The following is a 24,209-nucleotide window of genomic DNA, read 5'->3' on the forward strand; positions in this document are numbered from 1 at the left end:
GAAACGACTGAACTGGTGGACCCTCTCTTGTTGCAGGAAAAGACCACATCGCGGATGAAGCCCGCCATCACTCTCGAGGGCATTTCGAAGTCCTTCCCGGGTGTGCGGGCTCTCTCCGATGTCTCTCTCGCGCTCTATCCGGGTTCGGTAACGGCGCTGATCGGCGAAAACGGCGCCGGCAAATCGACGCTCGTCAAGATCCTGACCGGCATCTATCAGCCGGATTCCGGCATGATCCGGGTCGCCGACACGGAAACGACATTCCCCACCGCCCTCGCCGCGGCGCGCGCCGGGGTGACCGCGATCCATCAGGAAACGGTGCTCTTCGACGAGCTTTCGGTTGCGGAAAACATCTTCCTCGGCCATGCCCCGCGCAACCGCTTCGGTTTAATCGACTGGAAGAAGCTGAACGCCGACGCCGCGGCCCTGCTGCAGCGGGCCGGCGCCGATTTCGACCCGACGATCCGGCTGCGCGACCTCGGCATCGCCAAGAAGCATCTGGTGGCGATCGCCCGTGCGCTCTCCGTCGATGCGCAGGTCGTCATCATGGATGAGCCGACGGCGGCGCTGTCGCACAAGGAAATCCATGAGCTCTACGCCCTGATCGAGCGGCTCAAGGCCGACGGCAAGGCGATCCTCTTCATCAGCCACAAGTTCGACGAAATCTTCCGGATCGCCGATCGTTATACCGTCTTCCGCGACGGAACGATGGTCGGCGAAGGGCTGATCGCCGACGCCAGCCAGGATGATCTCGTCCGCATGATGGTCGGCCGTGCGGTCGATTCCGTCTACCCGAAGAAGGACGTCAAGATCGGCGAGGCGGTGCTGACGGTCTCCGGCTACCGCCATCCGACCGAATTCGAGGACATCAATTTCGAGCTGAGGCGCGGCGAAATCCTCGGCTTCTACGGTCTCGTCGGGGCCGGGCGCTCGGAATTCATGCAGTCGCTGATCGGCATCACCCGCCCGTCGGCCGGTGCGGTCAGGCTGGATGGAAATGTGCTGGTCATCCGCAACCCGGCCGAGGCGATCCGTGCCGGCATCGTCTATGTCCCCGAAGAGCGCGGCCGGCAGGGCGCTATCATCGGCATGCCGATCTTCCAGAACGTCACATTGCCGTCGCTATCGCACACCTCGCGCTCGGGTTTCCTGAAGCTCGCCAACGAGTTCGCCCTGGCGCGCGAATACACCGCGCGCCTCGATCTGCGCGCCGCCTCGCTCGATCAGGACGTCGGCACGCTCTCCGGCGGCAACCAGCAGAAGGTGGTGATCGCCAAGTGGCTGGCGACCAAGCCCAAGGTCATCATCCTCGACGAGCCGACCAAAGGCATCGACATCGGCTCCAAGGCCGCCGTGCACGCCTTCATGAGCGAACTCGCGGCGCAGGGCTTGAGCGTCATCATGGTCTCCTCGGAAATCCCCGAGATCATGGGCATGTCCGACCGGGTCATCGTCATGCGCGAAGGCCGGATCGCCGGCCGCTTCGAACGCTCCGAACTGACGGCCGAGAAGCTGGTGCGCGCCGCGGCCGGCATCGAAACGCAGATCAACGGGAGGGCCGCATGATCGCCAAGCTCCTCAAGAACCGCGAAATCCTGCTCGTCGGCGCGATCGCCGTGCTGCTCGCCCTGATCGCCTTGCGCTTTCCTGGTTTCGTAGCGCCCTTCAATCTCGCCCGCGTCTATAACGACACGTCGATCCTGATCATCCTGGCGCTCGGCCAGATGGCCGTGATCCTCACCCGGTGCATCGATCTGTCGATGGCGGCGAACCTCGCGCTCTGCGGTATGGTCGCGGCGATGCTGAACGCCGCCTTTCCCGGCCTGCCGATCCCGCTCATCATTCTTGCCGCCATGGCGCTCGGCGGCCTGCTCGGCATGATCAACGGGACGCTCGTCTGGAAGCTCGACATTCCGCCGATCGTCGTCACGCTCGGAACGCTGACGATCTATCGCGGCCTGATCTTCCTGCTGACGGACGGCAAATGGATCAATGCGCATGAGATGAGCGACGCCTTCAAGGCGCTGCCGCGGCTGGATCTCGCTGGAATGCCGGTGCTCTCCTGGCTGTCGCTCCTGATGATCGCCGTGATGTTCCTGGTCATGAGCCGCACGCCGATCGGTCGAGCCTTCTATGCGGTCGGCGGCCATCCGCATGCCGCCGTCTACACGGGGATCGATGTCGGCCGCACACGCTTCTTCGCCTATTGCCTGTCGGGCACGCTCGCCGGCCTCTCCGGCTATCTTTGGGTGTCGCGCTATGCGGTCGCCTATGTCGATATCGCCGCCGGCTTCGAACTCGACATCATCGCGGCCTGCGTCATCGGCGGCATCTCGATCGCCGGCGGCATCGGCTCGGTGGCCGGTGCCGTGCTCGGCGCGCTCTTCCTCGGCGTGATCAAGAACGCACTGCCGGTGATCAACATTTCGCCCTTTGCGCAGATGGCGATCTCCGGAACGGTCATCATCATCGCCGTCGCCGTCAACGCCCGCGCCGAGCGGCGCAAGGGCCGGGTCATTCTCAGGAAAGCGGAGGCGGTCTGATGGCGCACGCTCAACTCTCTCCCCGCAACATCCCCGATCGCCTCGAGGGGCGCGGCGCCCGCCTCCTGAGGAGCTGGGAAGCGCTGCTCATCGTGGTCGCGACGGTGATCTTCCTCGGCAACTCCTTTGCTTCGCCCTATTTCCTCGATCCGTGGAACCTGTCCGACGCCACCTTCAACTTCACCGAAAAGGCGATGATCGCCTTCGCGATGGCGCTGGTGATCATCTCCGGCGAGATCGATCTCTCGGTCGCCTCGATCATCGCGCTCGCCTCGACCGCCATGGGCTACGCCGTGCAACTCGGCGTCGACACGCCGGTGCTCGTCGCGATCGGTCTCGGCGTCGGGCTTGTCTGCGGCGCCGTCAATGGCCTCTTGATCACCGGCCTCGGCCTCCCGTCGATCGTCGTGACGATCGGCACGATGAGCCTGTTTCGCGGCCTGTCCTTCATCATTCTCGGCGACCAGGCCTTTACCGGCTATCCCGAAAGCTTCGCCTGGTTCGGCCAGGGCTATGTCTGGTGGGTCCTCTCCTTCGAATTCACCCTCTTCGCGCTGCTCGCCGTCGCCTATGGCGTGCTGCTGCACAAGACGAATTTCGGCCGCGCCGTCTACGCCATCGGCAACAACCAGACGGCGGCGCTCTTTTCGGGCGTCCGCGTGGCGCGGGTGAAATTCACGCTCTTCCTCTTGACCGGGCTGATGGCCGGCCTTGCCTCGATCTGCCTCACCTCCCGCCTCGGCTCGACGCGTCCCTCGATCGCACTCGGCTGGGAACTCGAGGTCGTCACCATGGTGGTGCTTGGCGGCGTCAACATTCTCGGCGGCTCGGGCACCATACCAGGCGTCGTGCTCGCCGCCCTGATCATGGGCATGGTCACCTTCGGGTTCGGCCTCCTGAACGTTCCCGGCATCGTCATGTCGATCTTCATCGGCCTGCTGCTGATCTCGGTCATCGCCTTGCCGATCCTCTGGCGGCGCGCCCGCCGCCGTCTCGCGCATTGAGGTTTCCCGATGGAAAAATACGCTTTCCGAATGCGGCTCAACCCGGGCATGGCCGAGGAATACAGAGCGCGTCATGATGCGATCTGGCCGGAGCTGGTGACGCTGCTCAAAGAAGCCGGCATTTCCGACTATTCGATCCATCTCGACGAGGAGACCGGCCTGCTCTTCGGCGTGCTCTGGCGCACGGAGAACCATACGATGGCCGATCTGCCCTCGCACCCGGTGATGCAGAAATGGTGGGCCTACATGGCCGACATCATGGAAACGCGGGCGGACAACGAGCCGGTCGCCGTTCCGCTCAAGACCGTCTTTCATCTGTCCTGACATGAAGACCGTTGCCGTCATCGACATCGGCAAGACCAACGCCAAGATCGCGCTGGTCGATCTCGAGCAGTTCGAGGAGATTGCCGTCCGCAAGACGCCCAACGTCGTCGTGAAGGACGGTCTCTATCCGCATTTCGACGTCGAGTATCTCTGGCGATTCATCCTTGATAGCCTCGCCGCACTGCACCGCGAGCGCCCGGTGGATGCGATTTCCGTGACAACACATGGGGCGACCGCCGTCCTGCTCAACGACGCAGGCGAGCTCGCAATGCCGGTGCTCGATTATGAATATGCCGGACCGGATGCGCTTTCCGAGGAATATGGCCAAGCACGCCCGCCCTTTTCCGAGACCGGCTCGGCCCGCCTGCCGATGGGGCTCAATGTCGGTGCGCAGCTCTTCTGGCAGCAGCGCATGTTTCCGCGAGATTTCGCCGAGGTCGCGACGATCCTGACCTATGCGCAATATTGGTCCTATCGTCTCACCGGCGTTGCGACGAACGAACTGACCTCACTCGGCTGTCATACCGATCTGTGGAATCCCAAGACTGCAACGTTCTCGACGATGGTCGAGGCACGGGGTTGGACGCCGCTTTTTGCGCCGGTGCGCAAGGCGGACGAGGTGATCGGCGGCCTGCTTCCCGCCCTTGCCGAGGCGACGGGCCTGCCGGACAGACTGCCAGTCTATTGCGGCATCCACGATTCGAACGCCTCGCTGCTGCCGCACCTGCTGACCCGCAGCGCGCCGTTTTCCGTCGTCTCGACCGGGACCTGGGTCGTCATGATGTCGGTCGGCGGCGAGCAGGTGGAGCTCGACGAGAGGCGCGATACACTCATCAATGTCAATGCACTCGGCGATCCGGTCCCATCTGCCCGCTTCATGGGCGGCCGCGCCTTTTCGCTGCTGATCGGCGACGATCCGCCGCCACCTTCAGCCGAGGCCGAACGTCGTGTGCTTGCGGAAGGCCGTATGCTGCTGCCGTCGGTGCCGGGCGGCTCCGGTCCTTTCCCCTCGGCAGAGCCGCGCTGGACGGTGAACGAAGACAACCTCACCCCGGCCGAGCGGCTCGCCGCCGTCTCCTTCCATCTTTCCCTGATGACGGCGACCTGCCTCGATTTGATCGGCGCGAGGGGCGAAATTGTCGTGGAAGGTCCGTTCGCTGCGAATTCCGCCTATTTGCGGATGCTGGCCGCTGCGACCGGCCGGCTGGTGCTCGCCAACCGCCTCAGCAGCACCGGAACGAGCCTCGGTGCGGCCTGCCTCGTCGCAGGTGCCACGATCAGGACAGGAGCGGAAGCCTTCTCGGAAGCTGTCCCGCGGAGCTATGTCGATTACGCACACAAATGGCAGCGCTTGACCGCCGAGCATGTGTAGAGCGGCTGCAGTCGCAAGTGTGTATCGATGGATGGAAGAAGTAAGAGCGAACGGATATTCTTGGACGCTGGTCGGAGGGCCTGCGTCAGAAAATGTTTCTGTTCGCCGCTCGTCTATGTTCGAGATTGATGACGATCGAGATCGCCGTCATTGCGAGGATTGCGATGGTGGCGGCGCTAATTCCAAGAACAATCATTGCTCATTCCCGTGGACGCATCTTCATGATGTCGCCTGTGCCTGTGACGGTGCAGCGTGCGCGGTTCGCGCCCATTTGACCTTCGATTCGATACTGGACGACAAGTAGAACCGCAATTCTAAACTCTTGTGATTAAAAACCTGTTGTCTCCGGTAGAGTAAAACAGTGCAAGACAGCGGCGAGTAGCGCGTTGGTTGAATTTTAGCGATTCCGATTACGGGCTGGAAACCGTTAACCTTCAAGCAAGGAATTAACCATAAACATGGTCCAACACGTCGGAATAGGAAGTCTCAGCTTCTCTCAAGGCATGATGCCAAGCCGCCGTACCGGTTCCGGTCCGGTATGCAATCTCACCGAAGTTACTTGCGGGATGGACGATAGAGAACGCTCAGGCGCGCCGATTTCATCGACTGGGCGTGACCGGCCACAGCCCCTTCAGCGGGCCACATCTTCCCTCAGGCAAATTTCGTCTACGCATCAGGCCGGGGAACAGCGTGCAGCAGGAAGCGTCAGAACAGGCAAGGAAGGGCCAGGCAGGCAGCCTGCTCGAGCGCCTGCGCTTTGCCGGCCTCGACGAGAGAGCCTGCGCACTTCTGCGCGACCATCGCCAGGTGCTGTCACCGAGCATCGAGCTTGCGCTGCGTGATCTTTTCCAACGGCTGCAGGCCAATCCGGACGCCGTCCGTCATTTCGACAGCGACCGCCAGCTCGACCGGCTGCACGACCTCCAGTCGTCCCATTGGAATGTCCTGACCGACGCCCGTTTCGACGGGCTTTATGCCGAGCGCGTCAAGGTGCTCGCCGACACGGAAGCCCGCATGGGGCTCGACCCGCGCTGGCAACTCGCAAGCCATGCGGTCGTGCTGGAGCATCTCATTGTCGGCGCCATCGAGAATGCTTGGCCCAAATCCTTGCTTCCGTTCGGCAAGGCACGCAGGAGCGAGCTCTGCCGGCTGGTCGCCGCACTCGTCCGCGCCGCCTTCGTCGACGGCGAGATCGCGGTGTCGCTGCGCTTCAACGCGCTTCGCCAGCAGCACCAGCGCCACCTCTCCGACCAACGCAAGGGCGACGAGTCCGAAGTGGCGGCGCTCTTTTCCGATTTCCTGCAGGCTCTCGGCACCGGTGACCTTGGCGCTCGCCTCCCCACGGATGCGCCGGATGCGTATCGGCCGATCGCCGCAGGGCTGAATGCCGCTTTGGACCAGATCCAAAACGCGCTGCTGTCCGGCGACAAACGCGCCGCTGCCGCCGAAACCATTGTGGAAAGCCTGCGCGGCCGCACGAGCGAGTTTTCCGGCTCGGCCAGCGGCGAGGCGGAAGCGCTGACCGGCCAGGTCGCAGCACTCGGTGCGATGACCGAGCGAATGCGCTCGGGCTCGATCAGGATCAGCGAGACCGAGACCAGGGCGAGCGAGACGCGGCAGGCTGCCGAGCGCAGCGGCGAGATCGCCGGTCAGGCGATTTCCGCCATGGCGGATATCGAAGCTTCGGCCGAAAAGATCGGCCAGATCATCGGCGTGATCGACGAAATTGCCTTCCAGACCAATCTGCTCGCCCTCAATGCCGGCATCGAGGCGGCACGCGCCGGCGAGAGCGGCCGGGGCTTCGCGGTCGTGGCGCAGGAAGTCCGGGCGCTTGCGCAGCGTTCGGGCGAGGCGGCGCGCGAGATCAAGCAACTCGTCAACGGCACGAAGACGCAGGTCGAGGCCGGCGTCGAGATCGTCGGCCAGACCCAGAACGCGATCAGCAGCATCGTCGACCAGGTGATTTCCATCAACGCCGCGGTCTCCGGCATCGCGCGCGAGGCGGAGACGCAGGTGAACGATCTGGCCGCCGCGGCCTCCGAGATCGGCGGCATCTCGAAGGCGATGGCCCGAAGCGCGACGCTTGCCGGCGAGGCGGCGGCTTCGACCGAAGATCTCCACGGCACCATCCTGGAGTTGGGACAGACGATCCGCCGCTTCCGTTTCGAGCGCCAGGCAGGCTTGAGGGCTTCGACCATTGCCCCGCCGCCGGCGCTTCTGCCGCAAGTCGATGGGGACGAAGCTGCGATGCCGTTCAGCGATGATACCGCCCTCGGGCGGCACGTCGCCGGATGGCGGCGCTAGTTCAGGGAACAGGTCAGTCGAGGAACAGAATGGCCAGCAAGAACACCGCAAAGAAATCGCTGAAGCTCGCTCCGGTCCTGGACCTGAACGAGGCGACGGCGCTGCATGAAAGGCTGCTCTCGCTCAAAGGGTCGCCCGTCGCGATCGATGCGTCCGCCGTCGAGCGCATCGGAACGCTCTGCGCACAGGTGCTGATGGCCGGCGCAAGAAGTTGGGAAGAGGATCGGGTGTCCTTCACCTTTGCCAAGGTGTCGGACGCGTTCGTTAAAACGACACAGCTCATCGGCGTGGACATCGCGCCCCTGATGGCAAAGGAGATTTGAGAAATGAAGAAGAGAGTTCTGACTGTGGACGATTCCCGGACGATCCGGAACATGCTTCTTGTCACCCTCAACAATGCTGGCTTCGAAACGATCCAGGCGGAGGACGGCGTCGAAGGCCTCGAAGTGCTGGAGACCGCCAATCCCGACGTGATCGTTACCGACATCAACATGCCGCGCCTCGACGGCTTCGGCTTCATCGAAGGCGTCCGCAGGAACGACCGCTACCGCGCCGTCCCCATTCTGGTGCTCACCACCGAAAGCGACGCCGAGAAGAAGAACCGCGCACGGCAGGCGGGTGCTACCGGGTGGATCGTCAAGCCGTTCGACCCGACCAAGCTGATCGATGCCATCGAGCGCGTAACGGCCTGAAATCCGAGGGTGTCCTCCAATGGATATGAACGAAATCAAAGAGATTTTCTTCCAGGAATGCGAGGAGCAGCTCGCGGAACTGGAGTCGGGTCTCCTGAGGCTCAACGACGGCGACCGCGACCCCGAAACGGTCAATGCTGTCTTCCGTGCGGTCCACTCGATCAAGGGCGGCGCCGGTGCGTTCGGGCTGGATGACCTCGTCTCGTTCGCGCATGTGTTCGAGACGACGCTCGATTGCGTTCGATCCAACCGGCTTGAACCCAACCAGGATGTGTTGAAGGTCATGCTGAAATCGGCGGATGTGCTCGCCGATCTCACCAACGCCGCGCGCGACGGCGGCAGTGTCGACGAGGCGCGCAGCCGGCAGCTGATCAAGGAACTTGAGGCGCTCGCCAATGGTGAATTGCCGCAGGCAGCCGTTTCAGAACCGGCCGCAAAGCCGGCGCCGCCCGCCGCGCCGGTACCGGCACCCGCGCCCGCACCGGTCGTCAACGATGAAGGCTTCCAGCCCGTTGCCTTCTCCTTCGACGACTTCGAGGCGAGCGAGCCTCCGGCAATCGAGCCGTCCACCTTTGAGATCCTCTTCAGGCCGAAGTCCGAACTCTATGCCAAGGGCAACGACGCGACGCTGCTGCTGCGCGATCTCTCCCGCCTCGGCGAGATGAGCATTCACTGCGACATGGACGAACTGCCGGCGCTCGGCAGCATGAATCCGGAGGCCGCCTATTTCGCCTGGAAGATATCGCTGAAGACTGACAAGGGCGAAGAGGCGATCCGCTCCGTGTTCGAGTTCGCCGAATGGGATTGCGAGCTCGACGTGGCGCTGGCCGGCGGCAACGCCGGCGCCGGCGAGGAACTGCCGATGCAGCCCGTTCCGTTCGATCTGTCGCTGCTCGACGGCGACGTGTCCGCCTCGTCGGGGGCGGCTGAGGACGACGAGCAGGTTGTTGCCCAGCGCGAGGCCCGCGACGAGGCCGTCTCGGCTGCGGCGACCGCCAGCAATGTCCTGCAGATGGCCCAGACCGCACGCGCCTCCGCCGAGAGCGCCAAGAGTGCATCGCCTGCCTCGGCGGCACAGGCGGCTGCGCAGCAGGCCGCGTCGGCGGCCACTCCGACGATCCGCGTCGATCTCGACCGCGTCGACCGCCTGATCAACCTGGTCGGCGAGCTGGTGATCAACCAGGCGATGCTGTCGCAGAGCGTCATCGAGAACGACACGAACGGCACCTCGTCGATCAACATGGGCCTCGAGGAGCTGCAGCAGCTCACCCGTGAGATCCAGGACAGCGTCATGGCGATCCGCGCGCAGCCGGTGAAGCCGGTCTTCCAGCGCATGTCGCGTATCGTCCGTGAAATCGCCGACATGACCGGAAAGTCGGTGCGCCTCGTCACCGAGGGTGAGAACACGGAAGTCGACAAGACGGTCATCGACAAGCTCGCCGAGCCGCTCACCCACATGATCCGCAATGCGGTCGACCACGGTCTCGAAACGCCGGAAAAGCGCGTCGCCGCCGGCAAGAACCCGGAAGGCACGGTGCGGCTGACCGCCAAGCACCGTTCCGGCCGCATCGTCATCGAGCTTGCCGACGACGGCGCCGGCATCAACCGCGAGAAGGTCCGCCAGAAGGCGATCGACAACGATCTGATCGCCGCCGATGCCAATCTGTCGGACGAGGAAATCGACAACCTGATCTTCCATGCGGGCTTCTCGACCGCCGACAAGATCTCCGACATTTCCGGTCGCGGCGTCGGCATGGACGTCGTCAAGCGCTCGATCCAGGCGCTTGGCGGCCGTATCAACATCTCGTCGAAACCGGGGCAGGGCTCCGTCTTCACCATGAGCCTGCCGCTGACGCTCGCCGTCCTCGACGGCATGGTGGTGACGGTTGCCAACCAGACGCTCGTCGTGCCGCTGACGGCGATCGTCGAAACGCTGCAGCCGGAAGCCTCGGCGATCCACAGCTTCGGCGCCTCGCAGCGGCTGATCTCGATCCGCAACTCCTTCTGCCCGCTGGTCGATGTCGGCCGCATCCTGAACTTCCGCGCCATCCAGGCCAATCCGGTCGACGGCGTGGCCCTGCTGGTCGAGTCCGAAGGCGGCGGCCAGCGCGCCCTGATGGTCGATGCCATCCAGGGCCAGCGACAGGTGGTGATCAAGAGCCTCGAGGCGAACTACACCCATGTGCCGGGCATTGCGGCGGCGACCATTCTCGGCGACGGCCGCGTGGCGCTTATTCTTGATGTCGATGCGATCGTTGCCGCCTCGCGCGGACAAACCCTGAAACCTGAAATGTCCCTTGCTGCAGCCGGATAATACTATGACTTATGTCGCAAAAAATCTGACGACTGGCGGACGGGAGCTGATCGCTTTCCGCGTCGGCGGCCAGGAATTCTGCGTCAACATCATGTCCGTCCGCGAGATTCGCGGCTGGACGCCTGCGATCGCCATGCCGCATGCGCCGAGCTATATGCTCGGGATCGTCAACCTGCGCGGCGCAGTGCTGCCGATCATCGATTTTTCGGCGCGCCTCGGCATGAAGGCGGCCGAGCCGACGGTGCGTCACGTCATCATCGTCGCGCAGGTGAAGAGCCAGGTGGTGGGGCTTCTGGTCGATGCCGTCTCCGATATCCTGACCGTCTCGGATGGCGACATCCAGCCGACGCCGGATATCGCGTCGGACTTCGAAAGAAGCTTTGCGCGCGGCGTCCTGGCGATCGAGGGACGGATGATCTGCCTCGTCGAACTCGACCAGGTCTTCCCGCACGAGGAAAGGGAAGCAGCATGAGAGCCCAAGCCACTTTCGAGCAGAAACTGTCGCCGGATGAATGCCTTGCAGCCGGCGAATACCCGCTGACGCGTCGCGACCTTGGCGAAATCGCCGCGATGATCTACGCGGATGCCGGGATCTATCTGAATGAATCCAAGGCGTCGCTGGTCTATTCGCGGCTGTCGAAACATATCCGCAATCTCGGGCTCAAAGGCTTCCGCGACTATTGCCAGCTCGTCGCCTCGCCGGCCGGTGCTGCGGCGCGCCGCGACATGCTCTCGCATCTGACGACCAACTTCACCCGCTTCTTTCGTGAGAACCATCATTTCGAGCATCTGAAGACCGATGTCCTGCCGGGCCTGATCGCCCGGGCCAAGAACGGCGGCCGGGTCCGAATATGGTCGGCGGCCTGTTCGGACGGCCAGGAGCCCTACTCGATTGCGCTGACCGTGCTGTCGCTGCTGCCGAATGCAGCCGACTACGACTTCCGCATTCTCGCGACCGACATCGATCCGAAGATCCTGGCGCTCGCCCGGGCCGGCGCCTATGACGCGACGGCGCTCGAAACGGTCAGCCCCGCCATGCGCAAGCAATGGTTCCGAGAGGTCGACGTCAACGGTCGCGGCAAGTGGCAGGTCGATGACCGCGTCAAGCGGCTGATCACATTCAACGAGCTCAATCTCATGGCGCAATGGCCGCTCAAGGGGCCCTTCGACGTGATCTTCTGCCGCAACGTGGTGATCTATTTCGACGAGCCGACGCAGATGAAGATCTGGTCGCGCTTCGCGGGCGTGCTCGATACCGGCGGTCATCTTTATATCGGCCACTCGGAGCGCGTCTCGGGGGATGCCAAGGCGATCTTCGACAATATCGGCGTCACCACCTATCGCCACACCGGAAAATTCCATGGAGGTCGGGCATGAACGCTCCCGCCCGCGTTCTCGTTGTCGACGACTCTCCCACCATGCGTGGCCTGATCTCGGCGGTGCTCAATGCCGATCCGGAGGTAAAGGTCGTCGGCCAGGCGGCCGATGCGCTCGAGGCCCGTCAGGCGATCAAGCAGCTCGATCCCGATGTCGTCACCCTCGACATCGAAATGCCGAACATGAACGGCCTCGAGTTCCTCGACAAAATCATGCGGCTCAGGCCCATGCCGGTCATCATGGTCTCGACGCTGACCCACAAGGGCGCTGAAGCGACGATCGCCGCCCTCGAAATCGGTGCCTTCGATTGCGTCGGCAAGCCGCACCCCGGCGATCCGAACCCGTTCGGCGGCCTGGTCGACAAGGTCAAGGCGGCGGCCCGCTCGCAGCGCAAATCGATGATCACCAGCAACCGGGCGGCTTCCGCACCGGCCGTGGCTACCGCTTCCGACTACAGGGCGGGCCGCAAGATCATCGCGATCGGCGCGTCGACCGGCGGCGTGGAGGCGCTGATCGCAGTGCTGCAAAAGTTCCCGGCGAATTGCCCGCCAACGGTGATCACCCAGCACATGCCGCACACCTTTACGAAGAGCTTTTCGGAACGGTTGAACCGCCTCTGCGCGCCGACCGTCGAGGAGGCGACCGACGGCGCCCGCCTCGAAGTCGGCAAGGTCTATCTGGCCCCCGGCGGCGACCGGCACCTGCAGATCGCCAATGCCTCTGCGCCGTGCTGCAGGCTGGTTGACCGGGAGCCGGTCAACGGGCATCGCCCGTCGGTCGACGTCCTGTTCGATTCGGTCGCCGAACTGGCCGGGCGCAATGCGATCGGCGTGATCCTGACCGGCATGGGGCGCGACGGCGCGGCCGGTCTCCTCAAAATGCGGCACGCCGGGGCGCGCACCTTCGGACAAAACGAAAAGACTTGTGTCGTCTATGGAATGCCCAGAGTGGCCCATGAATTGGGTGCTGTCGAAATGCAGCTCCCCCTCGGATCGATCGGGGAGGAGATATTGAAGTCGGCAGCAGCCCGGAAGGAAGGAAACGAATAATGTCCATCGCCGAAAAGATTAAGGTTCTGATCGTCGACGATCAGGTCACGAGCCGCCTGCTGCTGGGCGACGCCCTGCAGCAGCTCGGCTTCAAGCAGATCACTGCCGCCGGCGACGGGGAGCAGGGCATGAAGATCATGGCGCAGAACCCGCACCATCTGGTCATCTCGGATTTCAACATGCCGAAGATGGACGGTCTCGGGTTGCTGCAGGCCGTGCGCTCGAACCCGAACACCAAGAAGGCCGCTTTCATCATCCTGACCGCCCAGGGCGACCGGGCGCTGGTTCAGAAGGCCGCCGCACTCGGCGCCAACAACGTTCTCGCCAAGCCATTCACCATCGAAAAGATGAAGGCAGCGATCGAGGCCGTGTTCGGGGCGCTGAAATGATGCTGGAGGCTGCCGGCAGGCGTGTGCATGTCATTCAGGGCGAGTTCAAGGTCGTCAACGATCCGGATGTCGTTCTCTCGACCATTCTCGGCTCCTGCGTGGCTGCCTGCATGCGCGACCCGGTGTCGGGCGTCGGCGGCATGAACCACTTCCTGCTGCCGGGCTCTTCGACGTCGCCGGCATCGGCCGGCGACGCGACGCGCTACGGCGTGCATCTCATGGAATTGCTTATCAACGGTCTCCTGAAACAGGGTGCGCGCCGCGATCGGCTCGAGGCGAAGATTTTTGGCGGAGCCAAGACGATCGCACGGTTCTCGAATGTCGGCGAACAGAACGCCGCCTTCGCACGGCAGTTCCTGCTCGACGAAGGCATCCGTGTTGTCGGAGAAAGCACCGGCGGCGAACATGGCCGCAAGCTGGAATATTGGCCCGTGACCGGCCGTGCCCGCCAATACGCGCTGACCGGTGTTGAAGCCCAGAGGGCCATCCACCAGGATCAGCGGCCCGCGCCTGCACCGAAGCCGGTCGAAAGCTCGATCGAGTTCTTCTGATCGCCCATCGAGGGCCGGCCAGCCGGGTGCCAACGAATCCTTCAAGACCACGTGAGAAAAACAATGCAGACCGACCACCAGAGCTACATGCCTCACGCGGAAGAATCGCTGCCGGAAGTGCTGATGCGCATCGTCACGGAGCTCCATGACGTCGCCTACCTCATCGAGCGCATCGAGCCACAACTCTGGAACGGCCATGATGGATCAGCGACAGAGGACAAGATGATGGTGCTTCAGGGCATCGACCTTGCCGTCCAGAAGACCCGGGGGCTCGCCGAATTCATCGACACGATCACCGCGTCGATCCCCGACACCTGCCTCGTGGATATCTCGACTGCCGTGAACCTGGTCAAGCTTGCCGACATGAAGAAAGCGCTCGGCAACGGCCTGTTGCGCCACGGCCACTCGCAGCCGCTCACGAAGGCCTCGGGCGATTTCGAGGCTTTCTGATCAGGAAAAGTGCGAGGCTTTCCGCCGGACCGCGCGTCGGTCGTAGCGGCGGGCCGATAAAACATCCTTGCTTCGACATTCGTCAAGTTCGCGCAAGTTTCGCCGCCTAGCTTCGCTTCCGGGGCTGGTAGATTCGCGCGTATCGATACTTGGCTTACCAGAATGTTGGATCTTCGCATGACGCCGTCGAGTACCGGCAAGGGTGCCATGCGATACTGGGTGCGGAAACAGAATGAATCTGTTCGATCAATTCTCGACGTTCACGAAAAACCTGAGCAATCTCGGGCAGAGCAAGCTGATAGCACTCGCGGTGGCCGGCATCGTCGCAATCGGCTTCGTTCTCGGCGCCGCCATCTACGTCAACAAGCCGGCCTATGAAACGCTCTATGTCGGCCTCGAGCGCAGCGATGTCACCCAGATCAGCATTGCGCTTGCCGAGGCCAATCTCGACTTCGAGGTCGGCTCGGATGGCGGCAGCATCCAGGTGCCGGTGGGCATGACCGGCAAGGCTCGGCTGCTCTTGGCCGAGCGCGGCCTGCCGAGCAGCGCCAATGCCGGTTACGAACTCTTCGACAATGTCGGCTCGCTGGGGCTCACTTCCTTCATGCAGGAGGTCACCCGCGTCCGCGCGTTGGAGGGCGAGATTGCCCGCACCATCCAGCAGATTTCCGGCATTGCCGCGGCGCGCGTTCATATCGTGATGCCCGAGCGCGGCAGCTTCCGCAAGGCCGAGCAGACGCCGACGGCATCGGTGATGATCCGCGCCAGCGCGACGGTCGGCCGGGGGGCCGCTTCCTCCATTCGCCATCTCGTCGCCTCGTCGGTCCCGGGTCTCGATATCGACGATGTGACCATTCTCGATTCGACCGGCCAGCTTCTGGCCTCGGGCGACGATCCGGCAAACAGCGCCCTCAACCAGTCGCTCGGCGTGGTGCAGAACGTTCAGACCGATCTCGAGAAGAAGATCGACAACGCGCTTGCCCCCTTCCTCGGCATGGACAATTTCCGCACCAGCGTCACCGCCTCGCTCAACACCGATGCCCAGCAGATCCAGGAGACCGTGTTCGATCCGGAATCGCGGGTCGAGCGCTCCACCCGCGTCATCAAGGAAGAGCAGAAATCCAGCCAGCAGCAGCCGGACAACGCCGCGACCGTGCAGCAGAACGTGCCGCAGGCGGCGCCGCGCGGCGGTGCGGGCCAGCAGTCGAACGACGAGGCGGCCAAGAAGGAAGAGCAGACGAATTACGAGATCAACAGCAAGACGATCGCGACCGTCAAGAACAGTTATTCGATCGAACGGCTGTCGATCGCCGTCGTGGTCAACCGCGGCCGTCTGGCGGCGATGGTCGGCGAAGGGGCTGACCAGGCAAAGATCGATGCCTATCTTCAGGACATGCAGAAGATCGTCGCCTCGGCGGCTGGCGTCGACACGAATCGCGGCGACGTCGTCACGCTGAATGCTATGGATTTCGTCGAGACGCAGCTGCTCGATCAGGCAGTGGCCGGACCGGGCGTCATGGAGATGCTGACGCGCAATCTCGGCGGCATCATCAACTCGCTGGCTTTCATCCTCGTCGCCTTCCTGGTCGTCTGGCTGGGCATGCGGCCGCTCGCCCGGCAGATGGGCTTCGGAGGCCAGTCGGGTCATCTCGAAGGCGAGGGCGCCGGTCTCGAGCTGCCGGATTTCTCTCCGGCCGGCGCCAGCGCCGCGGGCGGGGCCCTCATGGAAGGCTTCGGTTCGGACTTCGGCTTCGACAGCACGGACGACCTGCTCAATATCAGCGACGAAGGCAATGGTTTCAATCGTCGCGTCAAGGAAGGTCCGGAGCGCCGGCTTGCCCGCATGGTGGAGATCAGCGAGGAGCGCGCCGCAAAAATCCTCCGCAAATGGTCGCTCGACCGCGCCGCCTGAAATTGTCCGAGAGACGCTTCTGCAGAATCCCGCCGCACCGGCGGGATTTCGCGTTTCTGTGCGACAGGCGAGTTCGGTACGCGCTACCACGATCGTCCGATGATTTGTCGCGTCGATCGAAATAGTGCCTGAGTCAATTCCGCCCTGGCTGCGCGGACATCACATCCGTGCCAAGAATCCACACCGACCGGGCGAGTCTTGATGAGGGGCCGGATCGAAACTTTTAAAGAAAATTTAACCATATTAGATTCGGAAGGGCCGACACTGCCCGTCCGGCGCTGCTTGTCGACTGACGATTGTTTTTGAAGTGTTCAGCTTTTCGGAGATATAACTTCCAAAAGCCAGAATAAATTTCGGATCCTCTTTGATTTTATACAGTTCACTGCTGCTGCCAGCGCGTCTCCGACTTGGTGCATTTTAGCAACAGGCGTCATTCTAAAGTAAATCTCACTCATCTATATTCGAACGGCTGGAGGCATCGAAGGCACAGGAAGTTGCCGGAAAGCGACCGCATCCACGCCTTAGGCGTGTCCCGTGATGCCTTTCCCGACGACCGCGCCTGGCAATCGCGATTCGCGGAAAAATGATAGAAATCATCTGTATACGATAACTGGTCAGCGCATGGGGGCACAGCCGCAATCGTCATGCAAACCGGACCGCCAGCAGAGTTGCTACCTAGAGATGCGCAAGCAAATCGCGCCGCAATCACAGTGTCTTTTTAGGGGCGGCGATGTACAGTTTCCATATTGATTCGCGCCCTGGTTTGCGGGCGGAAAAACCGGCTCCGTTGGCTGTCTGACGGCGGGGCAAGGGTGATTTCCGGGCGTCGAATCCGGCACGGGGGCTGAAAGGCATGGAGATTTCAACGACTGGCGCGGCCTGGTCCTTGCAGACCGCCGCGCCGCGCGTGAGCAGTCGCGGCATATCGCGAGAACAGTTGATCCGAAGGCTCGGGGAAGCTGCCGAGCGCAGCAGCCTCGCCAACGGACTGGCCATTCTGACCGAATATGTCGGAGCGACGCACCACCTTCTGGCTCGCCATGATCTCTCGCAGGACGGCGGACTTGATTTCGTTCTATGCTCCGACTGGCCCTTCGACGTCGTGCGGCGTCTGGCAAGCATCGTCATCGGCCTGAACGCAAAGACGACCGAACTGGAAAAGTGCCTGGCGGCGCTGCAGCCTTGCTTCCAGGTGCTGCCGGATGACATCGATCTGCCGCGCGGGGTCAACCGCTCCTATTGCTCGGTTACCTTCAATGTCGGCCGGTCCCGTTTCTCGTTGATGCTGCTGTTCCCCGAAGACGTCATCCTGTCCCAGGAGGGGCTGCGCGACATCGCCGTGCTCGCAAGCTATCTCGCGAGTTTCAAGGCCGGTGCCGGGGTTCGGCACGACCGGGACTTCGAACTGACCGAGCGCGAGATCGAATGCCTGTTCTGGATCGCCGAAGGCAAGACGAGCGAGGAGATCGCCGTCATCCTCGGCATCTCCCGCAACACGATCAACAACTACATCACCAGCGTCATGCGCAAGACCGCGACGCGCACCAGGTCGGAGGCCATCGCCCACGCCGTCCGGCACAATCTGGTATAGGAGCTGAACGATGATGCACCTGGATCCGGAGGGGCGCGTGGATGATGCCCGTCTCGGCCGAAGCGCCCGCGCGGCGCGCGCGGCGACGCTGGTGACGCGGCTGCAGGCCATGCAGCGGCAGGTCAACGCGAAGAACTTCGCGGTCTTGCGTGTCAATGGAAGGGGCATGCCGGCAACGCGCAAGCTCACCTGCGTCCTGCACAATTGGGGTGCCGCCTCCGAGACGAATGCGCACGAGCTCTTGAAGGTCTATGGCGAGGAACTGCTCCAGCACCTCGATCGTTCTCCGCTGGCGGTGCTGTGGGATGGCCAGGGAGAGCATCAGGCCGCCGACGCTCCGGACATGGCGCTGTTCTCCAACCGGCTGAAGGGCCGGAAGCTCTCCTATTCGGGCATCGCCTTCCCGATACGGCTCGGCGCGCAGGGCAACGGCTATGTGGTCTTTGCCGGCAGCTACATCGACGCGCCGGCCGAGCAGGTCCTCGACCTGCATGGGCGCTGCGCGCAGGTCATGGCCGACATGCTGGCGGCAGACGAAAGACGACTGTTCAAGGGTGAGAGCCTCAGCGACCGCGAGATCGCCTGTCTGCAGATGGCGGGCGACGGCTATATCAGCGAGGAGATCGCCGAGAAGATGGGACTTTCGGTCCACACCGTGAATGCCTATCTCGGCGCCGCCACGACCAAGCTCGATTCCGTCAACCGCATCCAGGCGATCGCCAAGGCCATTCGCTTGGGCTACATCAGCTAGTTTCCGGGGAAGTTTGCCCCTCATCCGGCCTGCCGGCCACCTTCTCCCCGCAAGCGGGGCGAAGGCAACGCGCCGCGCCGTCTTCATTCCCTCTCCCCGCACATGCACGTGCGAGGAAAGGTTAGGGTAAGGGGCGATTCTGTGGAGAGGACCTTCCCAATCCTGCTCGACTAGCTCGCCAGTGGCAGGGGATAGGACTTGACGAACTTAGCCTCTTCCAGGCTTCTGGCGAGGAAGGCCGTGTTCTCGTCCGGATCGGTCGACGGATGCTGGAAGTTGATGTGGCTGATCTCGATGCCGGCTGCTTCCCCGGCCAGCACGAGCCGCGCATAGACCGTTACGCCTCGGGGCTTCAACTCGAGGTCCAGAATAATTTCCGGACGGCTGTTCCAGTCGAGATTGTAGTTGCCGCCAAGGCCGAAATTCACGGTACCCGGCAGAAAATAGAGTTCCGCCGCTGATTCCACCAGGTCGGCGAGGCTCGCATGCGACTCGAACCGCAGGAGGGCGATGAAGTCCGCGGCGTCGATCAGGCGCAGTTCGGTTGCCACCGGACGAATCGCCTCTGCCACCAGTTTTTCGCGTTTTTCGGAGAATTCGCACTTCTTCAAGATCATGTCACCCGTTTTTGTTGCGGCTGAGCTGCGTAAACCCGGTGAATGAGTTCGGCGACTGCCTTGTAAAACACCGGTGGAATAACACTATCGACCGAGACTTGTGCAAACATGGAGCGCGCGAGCGGCGGATCCTCGAAGACGGGAATGCCATTTTTCTCGGCTATCTCGCGGATCTTCAGGGCCACCAGATCCTGTCCCATGGCGACGACGACGGGCGCGTCGCTCTCTTCGCGCACGTAGCGCAGCGCGACCGCGTAGTGCGTCGGGTTGGCGATCACCAGAGTGGCGCGGGGCACGGAGGCTATCATGCGTTTGCGAGCCCGGTCGCGCTGCATGGACCGAAGCCGCGACTTGACGATCGGGTCGCCCTGGGACTGTTTCAGTTCCTCCTTCACCTCCTGCTTCGTCATCTTCAATTCGCTGTACCAATGATGACGGGTCCAGAAGAGATCGACGATCGCCAGCACCGCGGTGGCAAGCAGCACGACGGTGACGATCTGCTTGAGGTCGGAGATCATCGTGGCGAAGATGGTCACCGGATCTGAAAACATCAGGTCGAGCGTGGCGAAATAATCGTTCCAGAGAACCAGGACGACGATGATCGACACGACGATGATCTTGAACAGCGACTTGGCGAACTCCACCAGCCCCGGAACGCCGAAAATACGCTTGAAGCCTGCTATCGGCGAGACGCGGTTCATGTTCGGCATGATCCGGTCGAGCACCGGCCGCGGCAAATTCTGGAAGATCGACGACCCGACGCCGAAGATGATCAGCAGCACGAAAACAGGGAGGACCAATCCTGCGGACTTCAGTACGACGTGCGAGATCAGCCCGACCGCATCCGTTGCCGTTTCGAGGCGCCAGGCCTCCGGTTGCTCGAATATGTCCTTGAGTGCCTCGGCCGTGCTGGCCGCGCCGTCGGAAAGAAAGAAGACGATGAAGATGTAGACCGCGAGCGTCGAGGCGAAGGCGGTCACTTCGCGAGAAAAGGGGACATTCCCCTTCTCGGCCGCGTCGGAGAGTTTCTTCTCCGATGGCGCTTCGGTTTTACTGTCCTTGTCCTGATCGTCCGACATGAAACAGGAAGCTCCCATCCTGGCAAGGAGCGGCGGCCTCCCTCATCCCCGACGGCCTGCCGTTCCTATCGGCCGGCGCCGACGCGCTCCACAGCCTCCGTGGTGGACCGCGCAGGTCTCATGCGCAAGAGCCGGACGGCAAGAAGGCGCCCGGCTCAACAGAAATCAGATCAGGTTCTCGCCATCAAGCGGCTTCCGATTCCTTTTCCTTGAGCTCCAGCTGTCCGCTGGCGGCGAGGCGAATCGCTTCCTGCGTGATGGAGCGGCGGGCGATAGCGATGTCGCGCGGGTTGATGCCGGCATCGCCGACCGCAAGGTCCGATTCGATTATGCGCCGCTGGCGCGCGCCGACGGAGGCGAGAACTGATTCGCGCAGTTCCGGACCCGAACCCCTGAGCGCCATGGTGATGACGTCGGTCGAGACGTCGTTGAACAATTGCACGCGGCTTCTCTGCGGCATGTAGAGGATGTCGTCGAAGAGGAAGATCTTCGGCCGGACCTTCTTGGCGGAATCGGTGCTGATCGTTTCGAGCGAGGCGAGCAGCGTATCGACCTGCTTCTTCTCGAGCTCGTTCATCACCTCGGCGATCTTCGCCGGGCCGGGCGAATTGCGCTCGGCCTCCATCTCCTCGATCATCTCGATGACGCGCGCCTCGATGATCGAGGCGGCCCTCGGGCTGACACTCTTCATGTTGACGGCGCGATTGAGAATGTCCGGGCGCAGTCGGTCCGATAGCTGCAGCAGCACCTTGGCCCCGAAGCTCGAGGGCATCATCGAGAGGACATAGGCAATCGTCTGCGGGTGCTCCTCGGCGAGCGACTGGGCAACCGCTGCCGGATCGCATTCCTGCAACCGATCCCAGATGCTTGCCTCGTAGGACTGGAAGGTGGCGCGCCGCCCGAGCAGGCCGTCGACCTCGTCCGGGGTCAGGCCTTCCTCGAGAATGCTCTCCATCGCCTTGGCGTTGTCCATCAGGCCGGCGCCTTCGGTGAACAGGTCCTCGAATTCGTTGACCAGCGCCTCGAGTTCGTGGGGAGGGATGGCGCGCAGCGACTGCGCCGCGGCGATGATGGCCTGCAATTCGCTCTGCGTGAAGAATTTCAAGAGTTTACCGGCCACGGATTTGCCCATGGCGAGCAGCACGGCGGCGGCCTTCTCCGTCTGACTGAGCGGTGTTGCCAATGCCTGCGCTTCGAAACCGTCGAAATCCATCATGGATTCATCCCTCGCCCGATCATCGGGCCTATTTCCTGCTGCCCTTTATCTCGATGAGCTTGACGCCGAACCGGGTCACATCGCCCTCGAGGACGGTAATCTCGCCGCGGCCGATGACCCGGCCGTTGACCATGATCTCCACCGGCTCGCCGATCTTGCGGTCGAGCGCGATCGTTGCCCCCTCGGTCAGCCCCATGAGACCGGAGACCTGCATCCGGCTCGTGCCGAGCACGATCTGGACATCGATCGGGATGTCCATGATCAGGTCCATGTTTGCCGCCATGCCGCTGCCCGGCGCAGTCTCGATGCCGGATGACACCGCACCGAAATCGCCGCCGCCGAAATCGCTGCCGCCGAAATCGCTGCCGGCAAAGCCGGTTCCAACGTCGAGGCCGCCGTCCAGGGAGGTGTCGGCGAAATCGCCGCCGAAGCCGCCCGCACCGAGGCCGCCACCAAAGTCCGCGCCCTGGCCGAACGGCTCGGCAGCGCCGAACTCGGCGCCGAAATCCGTTGCTGCGCCGTCCTGCTTGAGAACGCCGCGCAGATCGTCGATCGCCTGATCGAGCTCGGCGTCTCCTGCAAATGCGGCCTGTTCTTCGATGGATGCTGCTTTCTTGCGTACCATGTGCGGATTATTCCAGTTGAAGCTTGCCTCAGGCATTCTGCGATGCGAGGTCGGTTTAACTCATGATGTGACGAAGGATGTCCTGCTCGGAGCCGTGCGTGTCCTTGACGCGAACCGTGTATCTCGACCCCGATCGGCCGAACTCGCAGACATAGAGATCGCGACCGTTGGCGTTGACCTCGACCCTGACGTCCTGGCCGTCATGAAACGGGATCACGTCTCCCGGTTGCAGCCGGCTGATCGTGTCGAGCGTCAGGCTCTCCAGCTGGATGCGTGCCTCCAGCGTCACGGCCGAGCGGCGAATCTGCTCCTCGAGCTGCTCGCTCCAATCCGTCTTCATGCTTTCGTTTCGTCCGGCATTGCCGGGAGGGACGATCTGGGTCTTGAGCAGTACGTTTTGCGGGATGATCACCGAGAAGGTGGAGAGTACCGGTCCCAGCCCGAAGGTCATGTCGATCGAGGCGGCATAGACATCCTCGAGCGCGGGGTCGGGCGGCAGGCGTTCGGCCCCGTTATGCGGCCGTCCGACCACCGGCTCGAAACCGCCCGGCGCGTCCACCGCCATGCGCACGGCCTCGGCGATCCTCTCGAACACCGGCACCGCGACGTCGATCTCGATCTTGGAGAGCGCCCGTGGCAGCGGCTCTTCGATGTCGATGGGTTCGGCGCCGAGCAGGGCTTCGACGAGGGCAATGAGAACCGGGCTGTCGCAGCCGATCTGGAATTCGGCGCACCAGTTGCGGAGAGATACGTCACTGAGCAGAACCGCTTCTCCGAGATCGGCGATGAGTTCATTCCTGAACCCCATCTTGACGCCGGCATAGCCGATCGCGATGTCGCGCCCGGTCTCCTGCTTGAGCATTTCGGGTAGGCGTTCGCTGAAGACATGGCCGAGTTCCAGAGCGGTGCGGCCGATTGTCTTGTCGTCGCCGAGCGCGCCCGTCATGCGCGCCAGCAGTTTCTTGTCGAAAGCATAGACGTTCGAATCGGTGCTCGGGTTCATGGTTTCACGCCGCCTTGCTTTCGCCGCCGCCGCCCGGATTCATCATCTCCTGCTCGACCGCATCGATGGACGGCCGCTCATAGGCGGAGATCGTCTTGCGGCCATATTCAAGGGCGACCTGGGGAACGGAGCCGTTCATGTATGCGAGCAATGTCTGCTTGACGATGACGTAGAGCCGGTTCTGCTTTTCGCGCACCGCCTTGATGTTGGCGACGAGCGGCCCGACGATCGAATAGGACAGGAACACGCCGAGCAGCGTTCCGACGAGGGCGGCGGCGATCTTTGCACCCAGCACTTCCGGCGCCTCGCTGATGGCGCCCATCGCCTTGATGACCCCGAGAACCGCCGCGACGATGCCGATCGCCGGCAGCGCATCCCCCATGCTCGTCAAGGCGTGATAGCACTTCATCTTATCGTGGGTGATCGTATGGATTTCCTCGTCCATCAGCGCTTCGATCTCGTGCGAGCGGGCATTGCCGATGATGATGAGCCGCACATAGTCGCAGATGAACGCCGTCAGCTCCTTGTTCTGCAGGACGGTCGGCGCGGATTGGAAGATCGGCGATTCCTCGGGATTGTCGATGTGGCTCTCGATCTCGTTGCGCGACTTGGTTCTCAGGTCGCGCATCAGGCTGTAGAGCACGCCGAGCGTGTCGAGGTAGTGGCGCTCCTTCGGTACCTTGTGCTTGAAGGCTTCGCCGAGCGCTTTGCCGGTATCTTTCACCACCTTCATCGAATTGGCCATGATGAAGCCGCCGATGCCGGCCCCGCCGATGATCATCAGCTCGAAGGGCTGGTTGAGGACTTCCAGGTGGCCGCCCATGGCGAGGTATCCGCCGAGGATACAGCCGAAAGTCACAAGGAGCCCGATGATGATATTCATGTCGATACCTGTCGCGATCGTGATTTCCCTCCGAAGGAATAGGTTTTCATCCTTGCGTGAGGCTGGCCGCGAACCCTGCTCGCCACCGGCGCGCCGAACAGGTTCGCGCAAGCCAATACGGTCAGGATTTATCAAGGTCGGGCCATCGCGCCGGGCCGCTACT

At 62.8% G+C, this 24,209-nt stretch carries 25 protein-coding genes; 19 read left to right on the forward strand and 6 right to left on the reverse strand.

What is annotated here, in order from left to right:
* The first annotated feature begins 54 nt into the window (after positions 1 to 54).
* The 19 genes from NGR_RS12585 (at position 55) to visR (ending at position 18,623) form a co-directional block, all read left to right on the forward strand.
* Positions 55 to 1,566, forward strand: a complete 1,512-nt coding sequence (locus tag NGR_RS12585; RefSeq protein WP_012706829.1) for a sugar ABC transporter ATP-binding protein — start codon at positions 55 to 57, stop codon at positions 1,564 to 1,566.
* On the forward strand, positions 1,563 to 2,543 hold the full coding sequence (locus tag NGR_RS12590) for an ABC transporter permease (RefSeq protein ID WP_012706830.1): 981 nt from the start codon (positions 1,563 to 1,565) through the stop codon (positions 2,541 to 2,543). Before NGR_RS12585 ends, NGR_RS12590 begins: the two co-directional genes overlap by 4 nt.
* Positions 2,543 to 3,547: an ABC transporter permease gene (locus tag NGR_RS12595; RefSeq protein WP_012706831.1), complete on the forward strand. Its 1,005-nt coding sequence runs from the start codon at positions 2,543 to 2,545 to the stop codon at positions 3,545 to 3,547. Before NGR_RS12590 ends, NGR_RS12595 begins: the two co-directional genes overlap by 1 nt.
* Before the next feature lie 9 nt (positions 3,548 to 3,556).
* The gene (gene rhaM, locus NGR_RS12600) at positions 3,557 to 3,871 is read left to right on the forward strand and encodes an L-rhamnose mutarotase (protein WP_012706832.1); all 315 of its coding nucleotides are present in this window, start codon (positions 3,557 to 3,559) and stop codon (positions 3,869 to 3,871) included.
* A 1-nt stretch (position 3,872) separates the two neighbouring features.
* Positions 3,873 to 5,243, forward strand: coding sequence for an FGGY-family carbohydrate kinase (locus NGR_RS12605; RefSeq protein ID WP_012706833.1), 1,371 nt, complete (start codon positions 3,873 to 3,875; stop codon positions 5,241 to 5,243).
* Between the two features lie 128 nt (positions 5,244 to 5,371).
* Positions 5,372 to 5,518: a hypothetical protein gene (locus NGR_RS12610; protein WP_164924169.1), complete on the forward strand. Its 147-nt coding sequence runs from the start codon at positions 5,372 to 5,374 to the stop codon at positions 5,516 to 5,518.
* A 415-nt stretch (positions 5,519 to 5,933) separates the two neighbouring features.
* A complete protein-coding gene (locus NGR_RS12615) occupies positions 5,934 to 7,547 on the forward strand; it encodes a globin-coupled sensor protein (protein WP_012706834.1) in 1,614 nt (537 codons plus the stop codon).
* Positions 7,548 to 7,576: 29 nt separating this feature from the next.
* Positions 7,577 to 7,870, forward strand: coding sequence for an STAS domain-containing protein (locus tag NGR_RS12620; protein ID WP_012706835.1), 294 nt, complete (start codon positions 7,577 to 7,579; stop codon positions 7,868 to 7,870).
* Between the two features lie 3 nt (positions 7,871 to 7,873).
* Positions 7,874 to 8,239, forward strand: coding sequence for a response regulator (locus tag NGR_RS12625; protein ID WP_012706836.1), 366 nt, complete (start codon positions 7,874 to 7,876; stop codon positions 8,237 to 8,239).
* A 19-nt stretch (positions 8,240 to 8,258) separates the two neighbouring features.
* Positions 8,259 to 10,553, forward strand: a complete 2,295-nt coding sequence (locus NGR_RS12630) for a chemotaxis protein CheA (protein WP_012706837.1) — start codon at positions 8,259 to 8,261, stop codon at positions 10,551 to 10,553.
* Positions 10,554 to 10,557: 4 nt separating this feature from the next.
* Positions 10,558 to 11,025 carry a chemotaxis protein CheW gene (locus NGR_RS12635; protein ID WP_012706838.1) on the forward strand — a complete coding sequence of 156 codons (468 nt, stop codon included), beginning with the start codon at positions 10,558 to 10,560 and terminating at the stop codon, positions 11,023 to 11,025.
* A complete protein-coding gene (locus NGR_RS12640) occupies positions 11,022 to 11,930 on the forward strand; it encodes a protein-glutamate O-methyltransferase (protein WP_012706839.1) in 909 nt (302 codons plus the stop codon). The genes NGR_RS12635 and NGR_RS12640 overlap by 4 nt, the downstream gene beginning before the upstream one ends.
* Entirely contained in the window at positions 11,927 to 12,979 is a 1,053-nt protein-coding gene (gene cheB, locus NGR_RS12645) for a protein-glutamate O-methylesterase CheB (RefSeq protein WP_012706840.1), read from the forward strand. Before NGR_RS12640 ends, cheB begins: the two co-directional genes overlap by 4 nt.
* Positions 12,979 to 13,368, forward strand: coding sequence for a response regulator (locus NGR_RS12650; RefSeq protein ID WP_012706841.1), 390 nt, complete (start codon positions 12,979 to 12,981; stop codon positions 13,366 to 13,368). The genes cheB and NGR_RS12650 overlap by 1 nt, the downstream gene beginning before the upstream one ends.
* Entirely contained in the window at positions 13,365 to 13,919 is a 555-nt protein-coding gene (gene cheD / locus NGR_RS12655; protein WP_012706842.1) for a chemoreceptor glutamine deamidase CheD, read from the forward strand. Before NGR_RS12650 ends, cheD begins: the two co-directional genes overlap by 4 nt.
* 63 nt (positions 13,920 to 13,982) lie before the next feature.
* On the forward strand, positions 13,983 to 14,369 hold the full coding sequence (gene cheT, locus NGR_RS12660) for a chemotaxis protein CheT (RefSeq protein ID WP_012706843.1): 387 nt from the start codon (positions 13,983 to 13,985) through the stop codon (positions 14,367 to 14,369).
* A gap of 232 nt (positions 14,370 to 14,601) precedes the next feature.
* On the forward strand, positions 14,602 to 16,281 hold the full coding sequence (gene fliF / locus NGR_RS12665) for a flagellar basal-body MS-ring/collar protein FliF (RefSeq protein ID WP_012706844.1): 1,680 nt from the start codon (positions 14,602 to 14,604) through the stop codon (positions 16,279 to 16,281).
* 853 nt (positions 16,282 to 17,134) lie between these two features.
* Positions 17,135 to 17,872 (forward strand): transcriptional regulator VisN, encoded by a 738-nt coding sequence (gene visN / locus NGR_RS12670; protein WP_012706845.1) that lies wholly within the window; start codon positions 17,135 to 17,137, stop codon positions 17,870 to 17,872.
* A gap of 10 nt (positions 17,873 to 17,882) precedes the next feature.
* Complete coding sequence (visR, locus tag NGR_RS12675; protein ID WP_012706846.1) at positions 17,883 to 18,623, forward strand: transcriptional regulator VisR; 741 nt, start codon at positions 17,883 to 17,885, stop codon at positions 18,621 to 18,623.
* A 170-nt stretch (positions 18,624 to 18,793) separates the two neighbouring features.
* On the opposite strand, the gene NGR_RS12680 is transcribed toward visR, so the two are convergent.
* From NGR_RS12680 to motA, 6 genes are all read right to left on the reverse strand, one after another.
* Positions 18,794 to 19,240: a hypothetical protein gene (locus NGR_RS12680; RefSeq protein WP_164924170.1), complete on the reverse strand. Its 447-nt coding sequence runs from the start codon at positions 19,238 to 19,240 to the stop codon at positions 18,794 to 18,796.
* Complete coding sequence (flhB, locus tag NGR_RS12685) at positions 19,237 to 20,319, reverse strand: flagellar biosynthesis protein FlhB (protein ID WP_012706848.1); 1,083 nt, start codon at positions 20,317 to 20,319, stop codon at positions 19,237 to 19,239. Before flhB ends, NGR_RS12680 begins: the two co-directional genes overlap by 4 nt.
* 184 nt (positions 20,320 to 20,503) lie before the next feature.
* The gene (gene fliG / locus NGR_RS12690) at positions 20,504 to 21,535 is read right to left on the reverse strand and encodes a flagellar motor switch protein FliG (RefSeq protein ID WP_012706849.1); all 1,032 of its coding nucleotides are present in this window, start codon (positions 21,533 to 21,535) and stop codon (positions 20,504 to 20,506) included.
* 28 nt (positions 21,536 to 21,563) lie between these two features.
* Positions 21,564 to 22,160: a flagellar motor switch protein FliN gene (gene fliN / locus NGR_RS12695; RefSeq protein ID WP_193377892.1), complete on the reverse strand. Its 597-nt coding sequence runs from the start codon at positions 22,158 to 22,160 to the stop codon at positions 21,564 to 21,566.
* 55 nt (positions 22,161 to 22,215) lie between these two features.
* Entirely contained in the window at positions 22,216 to 23,163 is a 948-nt protein-coding gene (locus NGR_RS12700; RefSeq protein ID WP_012706851.1) for a FliM/FliN family flagellar motor switch protein, read from the reverse strand.
* A gap of 4 nt (positions 23,164 to 23,167) precedes the next feature.
* Positions 23,168 to 24,046, reverse strand: coding sequence for a flagellar motor stator protein MotA (gene motA, locus NGR_RS12705; RefSeq protein ID WP_012706852.1), 879 nt, complete (start codon positions 24,044 to 24,046; stop codon positions 23,168 to 23,170).
* Positions 24,047 to 24,209: the final 163 nt, after the last annotated feature.

This window comes from Sinorhizobium fredii NGR234 (assembly GCF_000018545.1).
In the GTDB taxonomy this organism is placed as follows: Bacteria; Pseudomonadota; Alphaproteobacteria; order Rhizobiales; family Rhizobiaceae; genus Sinorhizobium; species Sinorhizobium fredii_A.

Excerpts from the sequence above, each read along its gene's own strand:
- NGR_RS12620 (WP_012706835.1), top strand. The coding sequence starts at position 7,577 with ATGGCCAGCAAGAACACCGCAAAGAAATCGCTGAAGCTCGCTCCGGTC.
- NGR_RS12605 (WP_012706833.1), top strand. The coding sequence starts at position 3,873 with ATGAAGACCGTTGCCGTCATCGACATCGGCAAGACCAACGCCAAGATC.
- NGR_RS12590 (WP_012706830.1), top strand. The coding sequence starts at position 1,563 with ATGATCGCCAAGCTCCTCAAGAACCGCGAAATCCTGCTCGTCGGCGCG.
- fliG (WP_012706849.1), bottom strand. The coding sequence starts at position 21,535 with ATGATGGATTTCGACGGTTTCGAAGCGCAGGCATTGGCAACACCGCTC.
- fliN (WP_193377892.1), bottom strand. The coding sequence starts at position 22,160 with ATGGTACGCAAGAAAGCAGCATCCATCGAAGAACAGGCCGCATTTGCA.
- NGR_RS12625 (WP_012706836.1), top strand. The coding sequence starts at position 7,874 with ATGAAGAAGAGAGTTCTGACTGTGGACGATTCCCGGACGATCCGGAAC.
- NGR_RS12635 (WP_012706838.1), top strand. The coding sequence starts at position 10,558 with ATGACTTATGTCGCAAAAAATCTGACGACTGGCGGACGGGAGCTGATC.
- visR (WP_012706846.1), top strand. The coding sequence starts at position 17,883 with ATGATGCACCTGGATCCGGAGGGGCGCGTGGATGATGCCCGTCTCGGC.
- NGR_RS12630 (WP_012706837.1), top strand. The coding sequence starts at position 8,259 with ATGGATATGAACGAAATCAAAGAGATTTTCTTCCAGGAATGCGAGGAG.
- cheB (WP_012706840.1), top strand. The coding sequence starts at position 11,927 with ATGAACGCTCCCGCCCGCGTTCTCGTTGTCGACGACTCTCCCACCATG.
- NGR_RS12640 (WP_012706839.1), top strand. The coding sequence starts at position 11,022 with ATGAGAGCCCAAGCCACTTTCGAGCAGAAACTGTCGCCGGATGAATGC.
- NGR_RS12700 (WP_012706851.1), bottom strand. The coding sequence starts at position 23,163 with ATGAACCCGAGCACCGATTCGAACGTCTATGCTTTCGACAAGAAACTG.
- motA (WP_012706852.1), bottom strand. The coding sequence starts at position 24,046 with ATGAATATCATCATCGGGCTCCTTGTGACTTTCGGCTGTATCCTCGGC.
- fliF (WP_012706844.1), top strand. The coding sequence starts at position 14,602 with ATGAATCTGTTCGATCAATTCTCGACGTTCACGAAAAACCTGAGCAAT.
- NGR_RS12610 (WP_164924169.1), top strand. The coding sequence starts at position 5,372 with ATGACGATCGAGATCGCCGTCATTGCGAGGATTGCGATGGTGGCGGCG.
- cheT (WP_012706843.1), top strand. The coding sequence starts at position 13,983 with ATGCAGACCGACCACCAGAGCTACATGCCTCACGCGGAAGAATCGCTG.
- NGR_RS12595 (WP_012706831.1), top strand. The coding sequence starts at position 2,543 with ATGGCGCACGCTCAACTCTCTCCCCGCAACATCCCCGATCGCCTCGAG.
- visN (WP_012706845.1), top strand. The coding sequence starts at position 17,135 with ATGGAGATTTCAACGACTGGCGCGGCCTGGTCCTTGCAGACCGCCGCG.
- rhaM (WP_012706832.1), top strand. The coding sequence starts at position 3,557 with ATGGAAAAATACGCTTTCCGAATGCGGCTCAACCCGGGCATGGCCGAG.
- NGR_RS12680 (WP_164924170.1), bottom strand. The coding sequence starts at position 19,240 with ATGATCTTGAAGAAGTGCGAATTCTCCGAAAAACGCGAAAAACTGGTG.
- flhB (WP_012706848.1), bottom strand. The coding sequence starts at position 20,319 with ATGTCGGACGATCAGGACAAGGACAGTAAAACCGAAGCGCCATCGGAG.
- cheD (WP_012706842.1), top strand. The coding sequence starts at position 13,365 with ATGATGCTGGAGGCTGCCGGCAGGCGTGTGCATGTCATTCAGGGCGAG.
- NGR_RS12650 (WP_012706841.1), top strand. The coding sequence starts at position 12,979 with ATGTCCATCGCCGAAAAGATTAAGGTTCTGATCGTCGACGATCAGGTC.
- NGR_RS12585 (WP_012706829.1), top strand. The coding sequence starts at position 55 with ATGAAGCCCGCCATCACTCTCGAGGGCATTTCGAAGTCCTTCCCGGGT.